Below are 13899 nucleotides of genomic sequence, written 5' to 3' on the forward strand. Positions count from 1 at the left end.
ATGATATGAGTACGATGGAAAAAGAATTGATAAAAACGATTGCGGACATTTCCGGGTTTATGCCCGGGAGTGCTTTTTCCTTGCGCCGTAACGGTGAAGGGGTGGAGCGTCATTCCACACAGAATATTAAAATTGTCGCAAAAAGCGATAAGCCGGGAATTGATATTCATGTTGCACCACATACCATAGGAGAAGAGGTGCATATTCCGGTGATACTTACAGATAGTGGAATTCATGATCTCGTATATAATGATTTTTATATCGGAGAAGGTGCCGATGTTGTAATTATTGCCGGCTGTGGTATCCATAATGATGGCTGTGATACAAGCCAGCACGATGGTGTGCATGTGTTTCATATCGGAAAAAACGCTAAAATCCGTTATGTAGAAAAGCATTATGGTGAAGGAAACGGCAGTGGAGAGCGCATCTTAAATCCAAAAACGATCATTCACATGGAAGAAGGCTCTTTTGCGCAAATGGATATGAGCCAAATTAAAGGAGTCGATTCAACAAAACGAGATACGCTAGCCAATGTAGGAGCCAATGCGAAGCTGGTTATCAATGAAAAGTTGATGACCCATGGCAAGCAGGAAGCTTATTCCGATGTCAAGGTAAATTTAAATGGGGAGGACAGTGTTGTGCAGATTGTATCACGCTCTGTAGGAAAGGATACTTCTATTCAGGTATTTCACCCGATTGCCGTTGGTAATACACGTTCTCGTGCCCATATTCAATGTGATTCCATTTTAATGGATCAGGCAAAGATCAGCAGTATTCCCGAAATTGCAGCGAACCATGTTGATGCGCAAATCGTACATGAGGCGGCAATCGGTAAGATCAACAGCGATCAGCTGATGAAACTGCAAACATTCGGTTTAGATGTGGAAGAAGCAGAAAAAGTCATTGTTGAAGGCTTTTTGAAATAGCAATCGTGAAACTGTTTTCATGAAATGTTGTTGAAAATATTTCAAAAAAACTAAAAAAGGTGTTGCATTTTTCGATTTCTTAAGTATAATAGGAACATATAAACGAAGAACAGAAGTAGTATCAGTATTTCTTCTGGTAGAGAGCTGTCGGTTGGTGAAAGACAGCAGGAGGGTATTGAGAACGTGTCTGGGAGTTGGGTTGTCGAAATCATTGATGAGGCAATTCCCGCAAGCCTAGCGTTATAGGTTAAGTGCTGATGAGTTCTTGATTCATCAGAAATAAGGTGGTACCGCGTAGATTTACGTCCTTGTATATTATATACAAGGACTTTTTATTTTATAACGATGGAAAGGAAGGAAAGAACAGTTATGAATTTTGACTTTACGATTATAGCGGAATATTGGCAGCTGATTATCAGCGGTATTCCATTGATTTTGGAAATATCGTTTATTTGTGCAATGATGGGAACCATTATCGGCTTATCTACCGCTTTCTTACGACGTAAGAGTAAGATTTTAGAAAAGGTGATTGCAGCCTATATTGACATCTTTCGAGGAACACCGGTATATGTACAGTTGGTATTCTTCTGCTATGGGCTATGCTCACTGTTTCCATCACTCAACAATGTTTCACCATTTGTTTGGGCACTTATCGTATTCTCGTTAAATTCCGGAGCTTATTTATCAGAGATAATTCGTGCCGGTGTGGAAGGAATTGATAAGGGACAGATCGAAGCGGCTAAAGCTTTAGGTGTCAGCCGTAAGGATATTGCAAAGGATATTGTTGTACCGTTGGCTTTCCGCAATGTTTTGCCGGCAGTGGTAAATGAGTTTATAACCCTAACCAAAGAAACGGCGGTTGTAGGTGTCATCGGCTTGCACGATATGATGTATTACAGTGATGCGGTAACAAGCAAATTCTATTCTTTCTTTGAACCGTTGCTTGTTGTATTCGTTGCTTACTATATTATGAATAAGGTATTAAGCCTATTAGGGAAATGGGTAGAAAGGAAGCTGAAATATGATTAAGGTAGAGCATTTATATAAGGAATACGGACCGGAGGTAAAGGTTCTATTCGACATCAATTTCACATTTGAGGACGCTAAGACGTATGCCATTATCGGTAGCAGTGGTGGTGGAAAGTCTACCCTTATCCGATGCTTGAATATGTTGGAAACACCGACACAGGGAGATATTTATTTCAATGATATTAAGGTTACCGATCCAAAGTGTGATTTGGCAAAGGTACGTGAAAAGGTTGGAATGGTGTTTCAAAGCTTCAACTTATTTGAACACATGAAAGCATTGGATAATGTTACCTACGCACTTAAAAAGGTAAAAGGACTTAGTAAAGAGGAAGCTGACAAAAAAGGAAAGGAATTGTTGGAAAAAGTTGGGTTAGGACATCGTATTGATTCCTATCCGCATCAGTTAAGTGGCGGAGAAAAGCAGCGCTGTGCTATTGCCAGAGCGCTTGCGATGGAACCGGAGGTATTGCTGTTTGATGAACCGACCAGTGCTTTAGATCCGGAAATGACCAATGAGGTCTTGAAAGTATTGCAGGGATTGAACCATACCGGAATGACAATGATCGTTGTTACACATGAGATGAATTTTGCGAAGCATGTGGCAGATTATGTTGTTTATATGGATAAGGGACGCATTGAGGAATGCAGCAATGCCAAGGAATTCTTTGAAAAACCGCAAAGTGAGCGTGCACAGGAATTCTTGTCAAATATGATTTAAATAGAGAAAGAGAGGAAACGAAAATGAAAAAGCTATTGAGTATGTGTTTTGTGGCAGCTATGCTGTTAGCAGGCTGCGGTGGTGAGGAAAGCAAGGAAAAAGAAAAGCTGACAGTGCTAACCAATTCTGGTTATCCTCCTTATGAAGTCGTTGATAATAAAGGAAATCTTTCCGGATTTGATATTGATATTATCAATGCCATAGCAGAAGAAACAGGTTATGAAATCGAAATCAAGGACGTTGATTTTGATACTTTGATTCCTTCCATTCAAACAGGAAAAGCCGATATGGCAATCGCCGGTATTACGCCTAGTGCAGAGCGTAGAAAAAAGGTTGATTTCTCTGAGGTTTATTTCTCCGGAGAAACTTCACAAAATTATTTGTTGTATTCTGAAAAGAACGGTATTACTTCTCAAGATGATCTAAAGGGTAAGACAATCGGCTGCCAGATGGGAACCGTACAATATGAAGCTGCTTTACATTTTGAGGAAACACAGGGAGCAAAGGTAGATGCTAAAAAGGATTATGCTGCGATTGTTGCGGAATTAAAGAAAGGTAATAATGATGCAGCTATCGTTGAAAAAGCGGTTGCGATGGAATTCAGTGAAGAAAATCCGGATTTCAAATATGTAAAGATTAACGGTTTGGCAGATTTGGAAGGAAATGCAATTTGCTTCAAAAAAGGATCTCCGCTTGTTGAAGAAATCAATGCAGCTATTAAAACATTGAAGGAAAACGGAACGATTGATAAGCTTGCTGCTAAATATCCATCTTTAAAATAAGAGAAAAAAACGTGCAAAGCAAATGCGATGTGCGTTTTTTAAACTTTATAGGCTGTATTTTAATAATAAAAGCATTATGCCAAAAAAAGATTGCATAAAAATACGAAGAAATTGAAGAATAGGCATTAAAAAATGTATGGTGTATGACTTTATTTACCTTATAGCCATTTGTTTTTAGTGTTTATTTAACAATCAGCTGATTTCAATATTTTAGAAATCCTTTCTATGCGTTGGCAAAAGAAATGGTATAATAGATAGGAAGTGAGGGATAACATGAAAAAATTATTGCTAGTTTGTATGCTGTTTGCAATATCTGTGATGAGCTTGCAAGCCAATACGCGAGAAGAAGCAGAGCTTGTAAAATGTGTAGATGGAGATACAACTCATTTGAAAGTCGGAAATGAAGTGTTAAAGGTTCGCTATTTAGCTATTGATACTCCGGAATATACCAAGGAAAAGGAGCCTTATGGCAAAGAGGCAAGTGAATGTGTGTGTAAGCTATTGAGCGAGGCTGATAAAATCGAATTGGAATATGATGATGGCAGTGAAAAGACAGATAAGTACGGTCGTACGTTAGCTTGGGTTTATGCTGATGATCGCCTAGTTCAAATGGAGTTGGTTCAGCAAGGGCTTGCTGAGGTGAAATATATTTACGGTGATTATGCTTATACCGATGATTTGCAAAAAGCCCAAAAAGCTGCGCAGGCAGATAAGCTTAATATATGGAGCAATCAGTCCTATGAGGAAAAAGGCGCGAAGGAGAAGGCGATGCTCGGTATAGGAGGAGGCGTTTTATTGATTGTCGCAGGCTTGCTTTTTGCGAAAAATAAATCCCAAAGAAAACGTATGATAAAAAAAGGTATGCGCAAAATTTCGCAAAACAGTAAAAAGCACTAAAAAAGAGATGCGGGTTTCTTGCATCTCTTATTTTTCTGCTTCGTTTTTTAACTGCTCGGCAATATTTTTTCCAAGTTCCATTAGTTTATCTAGATCTTCTTCGCTTGGAGTGTAGTTCTGTGTCAATACTTCATCACTCAATAGGGTTAAACCGGCTTTTGTCAAGCGTTCATTGATCATAGCAGTAACGCCTTGGAACCAACCGTAAGAGCCAAAGCCAAGTGCTTTTTTATTTTTTACTTTACAGCTAGCCAAGCGTTCAAGGAAGCCGGCAATACTTCCTGCCATGGCATTGTTATAGTTTCCACTACCGACTAGTATTGCTTTTGCGTCAAGAATTTCTTTCATTAACACAGCCGGAGAAGTGGTTGAACATTGATATACCTTTACACAAATACCGTTGCGTCCCAACCCTTCCGCAAGAGCTTCTGCCATCATACGAGTGTGCTTCCAAATGCTTTCGTATACGATAACGACTTTATTTTGTGCTGTCATATTGGCAAAATCAGCATAAGCGGAAAGCATTTCCGGAATATAGCTACGCCATATAATTCCATGCGCAGGAGCAATAATATCAATGGTTAAATTCATTTCCTGAATCTGTTTTAATTTATTAGCAACCTGTGTTCCATACGGCATTACGATATTGGCATAATAGTCTTTGGCACAGTCCAAACATTTCGCAAGTCCATGTGCATCGTCAAAAATATCATAGCTGCAAATATGCTGCCCAAATGCATCGTTTGAGAAAACAACATTGGCTTTATCAATATATGTAAGCATATTATCCGGCCAATGGATCATCGGCATTTCTACGAAAGTCAAGGTATGTTTACCGATGCAAAGTGTATCAGCGGTTTTTACCTTACGATAATTGTAGTCTTGGAAATATTGCTTCAGCATGATATTTACACCGGCATTGCTTGCATACGCTTTAGCATTTGGATAGCACTGCATAAACTTTATAAAGCCGCCGGAATGGTCAGGTTCTGCATGCTGAACAATAACGTTGTGGATAGGCTTATCACCGATAACAGAGCGAATGCGCTCCATCATGATATCAAAGAATTCTTCCTCAACAGTATCAATCAATGTGATTTCTTCATCAACAATCAAATAGGAATTATAGGTCGTGCCTTCTGCGATTGGAAATAAATCACCGTGGAAATGACGACAGTTAAAATCGTGGACACCTACCCAATATACATTATCTTTTATTTGAATTGCTTTTTTCATTTATATCACCTCATATTATATTACTATATTTTATTTTAATATGGTCGTAAAGGGTTGTCAATTCATTTGTCCTAGCCCGAAGGGTATTTCTTTTCACATATTTATGAAAATCAAGCGCTTTCCATTTGAATTTCAAGCTTGAGGTAGTATAATAGAAGTATCAGTAAGGAGGACTCTACCAATGATTATTCAGAGTAAACGAGTATGGGTTTTAGGACAGTTTCTAGAAGCTCAACTTGAATTAGAAAATGGTAAAATTAAAAATGTATTGGCTTATGGAACAAAGCCGGTTGATAAGGATTATGGAGATAAGCGAATCGTTCCGGGCTTTATTGATATCCATACGCATGGTGCTTATGGTTTTGACACCAATGATGCCGAAGCAGATGGACTTCGTAATTGGATGAAAAATATTCCGGAGGAAGGTGTTACCGGTATTTGTCCAACAACGATTACACAAAGTGAAGAAGTATTGACGGCAGCAGTTGCAAATGTTGCGAAAGTAGTTGAAGAAGGATATGAAGGTGCTGAAATTTTAGGTATCCACTTTGAAGGTCCGTATTTGGATATGGTTTACAAAGGAGCACAGCCACAGCAACATATCTTAAAGCCAGATGTTGAACAGTTCAAACGTTATCAGAAAGCAGCAAACGGCTTGATTAAGGTTATTACAATGGCAACTGAGCAAGACGATGATTTCAAGCTTACGAAATATTGTGCGGAAAACGGAGTTGTAGTAAGCATTGGACATTCTGCTGCTACATATGAGGAAGCAAGTATGGCAATTGCCAACGGTGCAAAATCAATGACGCATATTTTCAACGGTATGACACCGTTCCATCATCGTAAACCGGGTCTTGTAGGTGCGGCAATGCGTTTCCGTGATACTTTCGGTGAAGTGATCTGTGATGGAAATCACTCTGAACCGGCTGCATTGAATGATTTGTTTATGTCTAAAGGACGTGATTATACAGTCATGGTTACCGATGCCTTAATGGTTAAAGGACTTCCGGTTGGTACGAAGGTGTTGTTCGGTGGAAATGAAATCGAGCTATATCCAGATGGAAGTGCGCATCTTACAGATACCAAGGGTCTTGCAGGCTCTACCTTACGTATGAACGAAGGAATTAAAGTATTGGTGGAACGTGCTAATGTACCATTTGACTATGCTTTAAATTCTTGTACATTAAATCCGGCACGCTTATTGGGCGTTGATGATCGCAAGGGTAAAATTGTTGCCGGATATGATGCGGATTTGGTTGTTTTAAATGATGACTATTCCGTAGAAATGACATATCTAAAAGGGAAAGAAGCATTTTAGAAAAGATACTTGAAAGGCAGTCTATAAAGGCTGCTTTTTTTGTTATATGTATTATGTAGGAAATGAAAGTACCGATTCATAGATGATATTAAATATTCCCTATATTTCCTTTGAATGTATTGCTGTTTGATATAGGCTATACATAGTGGATACGCTGTATTTACAATGCCATTTCAATGTAGTGGTAAAATAAGAAAAAGATTTGAATATATTTAGAACAGGAAGCTATGCCTTTAAAGACCATATCGTTTTATAGGAAAAATAAAAGATATTTTGTTATGGAACTTGTTTAGAAGCAGAAAATAGTAAAGTTTAAAATAGAAAAGGAAGATTTAAGGGAAAGGGTGCTACATATTTTTCTACGTGCGATAAGAAAAAGAATAAATAATAAGAAAAATAAGAAAAATGCAAAAATGTATTGTGAAATAGAAAAAGGAGGTATATACTTTAAATGTAGAGATAGAAAGGAGTGGCAGCATGTTTACGTGGATTAAGGGCAATGCATACACGTTGGTATTGACATTGTATCCTAATAATATTACGCTTAACAGTAGTGCAGCATCTTATTTTGAAGATGTACGATGGGCCATGATCGGATTGGATAAGGAAAATATGAAATTAGGAATTCGTCCGATCACCAAGCGTGAAATTGATCTTTGTTTAGTTTCTATGGACGAATTGCACAAAGTATCTGTTGGAAAAGGATATGCCAGAATCAGCAATAAGATGATCATGGAAGAAATCGGTAATATGATAAGCCAATCAATCAGCGGATTAAAAATCAATGCAGAGTATGATGAAAAGGAAAATATGTTGGTTGCGGACCTTTCTGAATTAACTGCTGGGAAGGGGTGAAAATAGTATGGTATTTGTTTGGCTTGCGGTTTGTATCATAGCGATTTTGCTGGAATTGCTTACACCAACGGCATTGATTTCCATTTGGTTTGCGGTAGGCGGTGCAATCGGTATCTTGACTGCATGTATTGCTCTTCCTCTGTGGGTACAAATTACATGCTTTGTTATTGTGTCGATCGTAAGTATGCTGATTGTGCGACCAATTGCCGCTCGTTATTTACGTGGAAATATCGTTGCGACAAATGCGGATCGTTTTATCGGCGAAATAGCAATCGTAATTAAGCCGATCACAAAAGCGGAATGGGGAGAAGTAAAGATCAGCGGGACACTTTGGCATGCGGTTTCAATCGAAGATGAAACGATTAAAGAGGGTGCTAAAGTAAAGATTGTTGCGATTGAGGGCGCTAAGCTGCTCGTTAGAAAAGTAGAAAAATAGAAAAGAAAGAGGGTAAAAAAATGAATATATTTACATTGCTGTTAACAATTCTTGTTGTAGGACTTTTTGTTGGAATATTAGCATATATTATTCGTATCGTACCACAGTCTAATGCTTATGTCGTTGAGCGTTTAGGGGCATATCATACAACGTGGAATACCGGTGTTCATCTCTTGTTTCCGTTTGTAGATCGCGTCGCTAATAAAACCACTTTAAAAGAGGTGGTCAAGGATTTTGCACCACAGCCGGTTATTACAAAGGATAATGTAACGATGCAGATTGATACCGTAGTTTATTTTCAAATTACCGATCCTAAATTATATACGTATGGAGTTGTGGGACCGATCACCGCAATCGAGAATCTAACCGCTACTACATTACGTAATATCATTGGTGATTTGGAGCTAGATGAAACCTTAACATCACGTGATATTATCAATACGAAAATGCGTGCGATTTTAGATGAGGCAACCGACCCATGGGGAATCAAAGTAAATCGTGTGGAAGTTAAAAATATTATTCCTCCTCGTGATATTCAAGAGGCGATGGAAAAGCAGATGCGTGCGGAACGTGAACGTCGAGAGTCTATCTTACGTGCAGAAGGAGAAAAACGCAGCAATATTTTAACCGCAGAGGGTGAAAAAGAAGCGATGGTGCTTCGTGCTAATGCAAAGAAGGAATCTATGATTGCGGAGGCAGAAGGTCAGGCACAGGCTATGGAACGAATTTATGAAGCACAGGCACGTGGTATTGAAATGATTAAGAACGCAAATCCTACCAAAGAATATTTAAGCTTAAAAAGCTTAGAGACCTATGAGAAAATGGCAGATGGAAAGGCTACGAAGATCGTTGTGCCTAGTGAAATACAGAATATGGCCTCATTTTTAACAAGTGCGCGCGAAATTTTAGTTGATGATGCCGCAAAAGATGCTATGGATAATGTTTTAGGTAAGAAATAGCAGTGAAATATAAAAAACGGTAGTTTTTATTGAAAAGAATCTTATATAGATTGAATAGCAGATGATCATAAGGTTGTATACCTATCTATCATCTGCTTTCTTAATGTCTATGATTGGTAAAAGTAAGATATATAAAGAAAAACAGCATATCGCTGTCTTTCCTTAGAAATTATTATATCATTTATGAAAGGGAGAAAGTATGAAAAATATTGAGGGATAATTTCATACAGCAAGTATTTCCTACTTGCTGACTATAGTATATAAAAAAATAGTATTTTAAATATGTAGAAACTATGTGAATTCATGTGATTATTCTAAGCATGAAACTGTATCTTTTCTGTATAGACACTTTGCGGTATAATAAATATGGAAGTGAGAAAGGTGATGGTTTGCTTATCTAGATATGCAATCATCATGTAAGGTAACTATGATGAAGAAGAAAGCAATCTTTTTTGATATTGATTCTACATTGTATGCACATCGCATGCATGAAATTCCCCTAAGTGCTCAGCAAACGCTTTGGAAATTGAAAAAGCAGGGACATTATGTTGCGATTGCAACGAGTCGCTGTCGTTATGAAATTGCCAATTTACCTAAGTTTTTTCGCGAATTTCCATTTGATGGTTATATTTTCGATGGAGGTGCTTTGGCTATCGTGAATGGTAATGTTATCCATGCGCAGCCAATTGCCTTAGAAACCGTACAAAAGCTGGTGCAGCTATCAAGAAAACTAGACTTTGTATTGCGTTATTCAACCTTTGATGAGGATTATTATGATCGAAGAGTATCGCATAAAGTACGTGATTCTTTTTTTCATTTGTACTTAAATATGCCCTTAGTTAAGGAATATGAAAACGAAGAAACCTTTAATCTTTTAGCTTATGTGCATGATAAGAAGCATCGTATGGCAATTCATGAATTGGAAGATGAATTTCTACTTACCAAGCATAGTGATGAGGTATATGAAATTACGGCTAAGGGTGTGGATAAAAGTGTTGGTGTGAACGCTGCTTGCAGCTATTGGCAAATCCCTTTACAGGATACGATTTGTGTCGGAGACGGTGTGAATGATGTAAGAATGCTGGAAATGGCAGGTATCGGAATTGCCATGGGAAATGGTGATGAGCGTGCGAAAGCAGCTGCGGATATGATTTGTCCGGATATTGAAGAAAACGGAATTCAACAGGCTTTTGAAGCATTAGGAATGCTAGAGGAGGAAAAAGAATGAAACTGAAAAATGAACGCTATGAGGTTTGTTTTGTGGAAAAGGGAGGAGAAATCTTAAGCTTTACGGATCTGCAAAGCGGCTTGCAATATATGTGGCAGGGTGATGAAGCGTATTGGACAGGAAAAAACCCAACGCTTTTCCCGATCGTTGGGAATACATATTCTAAAACATACACAATTGATGGTAAAGAATATGCTATGAAAAATCATGGTTTAATTCGTCAAATGAATTTAAAGTGTACCTATCAAGATGAACAAAAGCTAGTCATGAGCTTGGATAGTGATGAGGAAACCTTGTCAAAGTATCCGTTTCCGTTTCATTATGAAATTGCTTATACACTTGTGGAAGATACTTTACATATTGATTATCGAATTACGAATATCGGAGATCGGGTGATGCCCTTTATTTTCGGTCTACACCCAGGATTTCGCTGTCCGCTTTGTGAGGGAGAGAAATTTATCGACTATACATTAAAGTTTTCAAAACAGGAGAATGTAGAACAGGTGGTATTTGATCCAAGTGGGAAAGTTCCATATCATATGGAAAAGCGAAGCTTTGATACGTTACAATGCAGCTATGAAGAAATTTCTAAATATGCAACGATAATTTATAAAGGAATAAAGAGTGATGAGGTTACCTTATCCGGTCCTAAGGGACATGGCGTTCGTATGAATATTAAGGATTTTCCGTATTTTGCCATTTGGACAGCCAAAACCGATGCACCGTTTATTTGCTTGGAGCCTTGGTATGGGCATGGGGATTTTTCGCCATTAGATGTTGATTTTTATGAGCGTGAGGATACACAACTATTACAGCCGCAAGAAACTTTTTCAACATCTTATAGCATTCAAGTGTTTTAATATTTGAAAAATACAGTATAAGCGGTATAATATAGATAGCATGTAAGCAGGAGGAAAAATGAATGAAAGTTATTGTAGTTAAAGATTATGATGCAGTAAGCAAAGAAGCATTTGAAGTTATGAAAGAAGTTGTAACCGGTAAGGAAGATGCTGTATTAGGTCTTGCGACCGGATCCAGTCCTATCGGATTATATGAAAATATGATTCAGGATCATAAAGAAAACGGAACAAGCTATGCAAAATGTCAGTCATTCAACTTAGATGAGTATGTGGGAATTGATCGCAATCACCCTGAATCTTATTGGACATTTATGCATAAAAACTTGTTCCATGGAATTGATTTACCGGAAGATAAGGTACATGTTCCTTATGGAAATACAAAGGAAGATTGCGAAGCCTATGAAAAGGCAATGGAAAATGTCAGTGTAGATATTCAGGTTTTGGGAATCGGTGCAAATGGACACATCGGTTTTAATGAACCGGGAACACCATTTACTGAAGAAACACATATCGTAGAATTAACGGAAAAGACACGTTCTGATAATGCACGTTTCTTTGATAACGATATTAACCAAGTACCTACACATGCGATTACCATGGGGATTGCGACAATCATGAAAGCAAAGAAAATTCTTTTGGTTGCGACCGGTGCAAACAAGGCAGATGCGGTTGCGGCAATGGTAAACGGACCGGTTGATCCTGTATGTCCGGCAAGTGTTTTACAAAATCACGCTGATGTTGTTGTTATCGTTGATGAAGCAGCGGCAGCAAAGCTTTAATTAGAAAGAAGTATGGGCTATGATGCGCATACTTTTTCTTTGCGAATTTTATCAAGCTGTTTGTTGGGTAAACGTATTGGTAATATTATCACGAGTTTGTTAATCCTTTTATGAAAACTTGAAAAGAGTCGGTTAGTGGCCTAAAGTAGGCTTTTTTTATAGCATATAGTAGAATGTGATACGAAGAGGTATCACTACGATAAGGAGGAATTATTATGTGTAACAGATGCAACAACGGCAGTAACTTTTTCTACAATGGCAATAATTGGAATGGGTGGGAAAATTGGAATCATTGGAATACGCGAGGCTGCGGTTGTGGCTGCTCTGCCAACGATCCGTTTGGTGAGGTAGAACGTATCGCCCGTCAAGCACGCAGACGTCGCAATTGTGAAAATCGAGCAGCTTGTGAATTTGTGCGTAATATGCGTAACTGTCAACAGCATCATTGGGGAAGCTGGAATGGGGGTTGTGATTGCTAGAACTCGACTTCTTAATAAAAGGGGGCTGTGAAATTCTCACAGCCCTTTACTTAGTCAATACCTTTTCAATTTCTACTACATACACCCAATGATAATCATCGTTAGGATAATTGCTATCCCTTAGCTCATGGTTTAAGAAGCCTTCTTTGTCAAGCTGTTGTGTAAAAAGTTTACGACCAATCAGTATCGTATTGGCTTCTTCAAAGTAAGGTGTATCCTCATCAAAGGTAATATGCAGATTTGCTTTTTTGATTTTATCTTCATCACGACCGCTCACTGTTCCCAAATAGGAAAGCTGTTTACGATAGCTTTCATCATAAAAGCTTAAGCTTAAAGTATCGCTGGCATCAACAAATTCCTTTGTGTAGCGTTGAGGACGAATAAAAATAAAGGCAACCTGTTTATTCCATAAGATACCCATACCACCCCAAGAAGCAGTCATGGTGTTTACCTGATTGCCTTTTTTTGCGGTAATCAGCAACCATTCCTTACCAATCATCGTAAAAACTGAGCGTTGCAGTTGTTCCGGTGTAATCGTATTCATATTTCAACCTTCTTTCGTTTTTATTATATGCAGTAGATATAAAAAAAACAAGCTGCAAATTTTTGTGATTGTGTATTTTTATGTATGTATTTTACTAATGAAAAAAAGAAAACGACGTGAAGGATATGGAAGTTTATAGGCGGATATGCTATATTTTAAGTAATAGTAAAGGAGATTATGATAATGGAGGCAAAACAAGTTTTAAAAAGTGTATTGGAGGAATACCAATGTATTACCGGTTTACGAAGTTATATTATTTATAATGAAGAAGATTATAAGAGTGCTAGTGAAAAAAACTATTTCTGTAAGTGCTTGAAGCTTTCAAGTAAGGCACTTAAAAAGTGTGAGCGTTGTACGCTAGATGTTTTTGCAGAAGCTGATGATGAAAATAAGGAGCGTATTTATTCTTGTCATGCGGGCTTGATTAAATGGGCAGTGCCGGTAAATTATAACGATTTGCATTGTGTGATTGTTTCCGAAGGTATTATTGCACAAAAGCAAATGGAAGAAGCTGATCAATGGGCGGATTATTTGGCAAAGGAGTATGGGTTGAATGAGGAAATGCTGGCGCATAATTTTAAAATTATTCATACGATGAATGAGCGACAGATGCAGGCTTCTATCGGTTTATTAAAGGATTTAATTGCTTATCATTTTGCGATGATAAAATAAAAAAAGCAGAGGTGCTAATATAGCATGTAATGAAAATTTCCATTTTCTGTTATCAAAGGTTTAAAATACATAGACAATGTAAATCAAATATTATAAAATTAATTTATATGCGCTTGAAAAGTACAGTAACATATAAAAAAGGGGTTGACAGCTGTGGTTAGAAATTGCTACGCTTGCG

The 13899-nt window shown here is 37.8% G+C and carries 16 protein-coding genes and 1 other annotated feature; of the genes, 14 read left to right on the forward strand and 2 right to left on the reverse strand.

Annotation, left to right across the window (positions count from 1 at the left end):
- Positions 1-5: 5 nt before the first annotated feature.
- From EUBDOL_RS01370 to EUBDOL_RS01390, 5 genes are all read left to right on the forward strand, one after another.
- Complete coding sequence (locus tag EUBDOL_RS01370; RefSeq protein WP_022420925.1) at positions 6-926, forward strand: SufB/SufD family protein; 921 nt, start codon at positions 6-8, stop codon at positions 924-926.
- A 96-nt stretch (positions 927-1022) separates the two neighbouring features.
- Positions 1023-1239 (forward strand) — a binding site (T-box leader).
- Between the two features lie 56 nt (positions 1240-1295).
- Entirely contained in the window at positions 1296-1955 is a 660-nt protein-coding gene (locus EUBDOL_RS01375) for an amino acid ABC transporter permease (RefSeq protein WP_022420924.1), read from the forward strand.
- A complete protein-coding gene (locus tag EUBDOL_RS01380; RefSeq protein ID WP_004797761.1) occupies positions 1948-2673 on the forward strand; it encodes an amino acid ABC transporter ATP-binding protein in 726 nt (241 codons plus the stop codon). Before EUBDOL_RS01375 ends, EUBDOL_RS01380 begins: the two co-directional genes overlap by 8 nt.
- Before the next feature lie 23 nt (positions 2674-2696).
- On the forward strand, positions 2697-3455 hold the full coding sequence (locus tag EUBDOL_RS01385) for a transporter substrate-binding domain-containing protein (protein WP_004797762.1): 759 nt from the start codon (positions 2697-2699) through the stop codon (positions 3453-3455).
- Positions 3456-3728: 273 nt separating this feature from the next.
- On the forward strand, positions 3729-4352 hold the full coding sequence (locus EUBDOL_RS01390; RefSeq protein WP_004797763.1) for a thermonuclease family protein: 624 nt from the start codon (positions 3729-3731) through the stop codon (positions 4350-4352).
- Between the two features lie 27 nt (positions 4353-4379).
- Here the strand turns inward: EUBDOL_RS01390 and EUBDOL_RS01395 are convergent, their stop codons facing one another.
- Entirely contained in the window at positions 4380-5588 is a 1209-nt protein-coding gene (locus tag EUBDOL_RS01395) for an FprA family A-type flavoprotein (protein ID WP_004797764.1), read from the reverse strand.
- Between the two features lie 181 nt (positions 5589-5769).
- On the opposite strand from EUBDOL_RS01395, the gene nagA reads away from it, so the two are divergent.
- The 8 genes from nagA (at position 5770) to EUBDOL_RS01435 (ending at position 12505) form a co-directional block, all read left to right on the forward strand.
- Positions 5770-6909, forward strand: a complete 1140-nt coding sequence (gene nagA / locus EUBDOL_RS01400; protein ID WP_004797765.1) for an N-acetylglucosamine-6-phosphate deacetylase — start codon at positions 5770-5772, stop codon at positions 6907-6909.
- A gap of 477 nt (positions 6910-7386) precedes the next feature.
- Complete coding sequence (locus tag EUBDOL_RS01405) at positions 7387-7764, forward strand: hypothetical protein (protein WP_004797767.1); 378 nt, start codon at positions 7387-7389, stop codon at positions 7762-7764.
- A gap of 7 nt (positions 7765-7771) precedes the next feature.
- Complete coding sequence (locus EUBDOL_RS01410; protein ID WP_004797768.1) at positions 7772-8200, forward strand: NfeD family protein; 429 nt, start codon at positions 7772-7774, stop codon at positions 8198-8200.
- A 20-nt stretch (positions 8201-8220) separates the two neighbouring features.
- Positions 8221-9159, forward strand: coding sequence for an SPFH domain-containing protein (locus EUBDOL_RS01415; RefSeq protein WP_004797769.1), 939 nt, complete (start codon positions 8221-8223; stop codon positions 9157-9159).
- A gap of 427 nt (positions 9160-9586) precedes the next feature.
- Positions 9587-10387 carry an HAD family hydrolase gene (locus tag EUBDOL_RS01420; protein WP_004797770.1) on the forward strand — a complete coding sequence of 267 codons (801 nt, stop codon included), beginning with the start codon at positions 9587-9589 and terminating at the stop codon, positions 10385-10387.
- Complete coding sequence (locus EUBDOL_RS01425) at positions 10384-11247, forward strand: aldose 1-epimerase family protein (RefSeq protein ID WP_004797771.1); 864 nt, start codon at positions 10384-10386, stop codon at positions 11245-11247. The genes EUBDOL_RS01420 and EUBDOL_RS01425 overlap by 4 nt, the downstream gene beginning before the upstream one ends.
- 62 nt (positions 11248-11309) lie before the next feature.
- Complete coding sequence (gene nagB, locus EUBDOL_RS01430) at positions 11310-12026, forward strand: glucosamine-6-phosphate deaminase (RefSeq protein ID WP_004797772.1); 717 nt, start codon at positions 11310-11312, stop codon at positions 12024-12026.
- A 215-nt stretch (positions 12027-12241) separates the two neighbouring features.
- Entirely contained in the window at positions 12242-12505 is a 264-nt protein-coding gene (locus EUBDOL_RS01435) for a hypothetical protein (RefSeq protein WP_004797774.1), read from the forward strand.
- A 46-nt stretch (positions 12506-12551) separates the two neighbouring features.
- Here the strand turns inward: EUBDOL_RS01435 and EUBDOL_RS01440 are convergent, their stop codons facing one another.
- Positions 12552-13049, reverse strand: coding sequence for a flavin reductase (locus EUBDOL_RS01440; RefSeq protein ID WP_004797777.1), 498 nt, complete (start codon positions 13047-13049; stop codon positions 12552-12554).
- A gap of 183 nt (positions 13050-13232) precedes the next feature.
- On the opposite strand from EUBDOL_RS01440, the gene EUBDOL_RS01445 reads away from it, so the two are divergent.
- Positions 13233-13721, forward strand: a complete 489-nt coding sequence (locus EUBDOL_RS01445; RefSeq protein WP_040462868.1) for a PocR ligand-binding domain-containing protein — start codon at positions 13233-13235, stop codon at positions 13719-13721.
- Positions 13722-13899: the final 178 nt, after the last annotated feature.

Origin of the sequence: Amedibacillus dolichus DSM 3991, assembly GCF_000154285.1 — a bacterium.
Classification (GTDB): Bacteria; Bacillota_I; Bacilli_A; order Erysipelotrichales; family Erysipelotrichaceae; genus Amedibacillus; species Amedibacillus dolichus.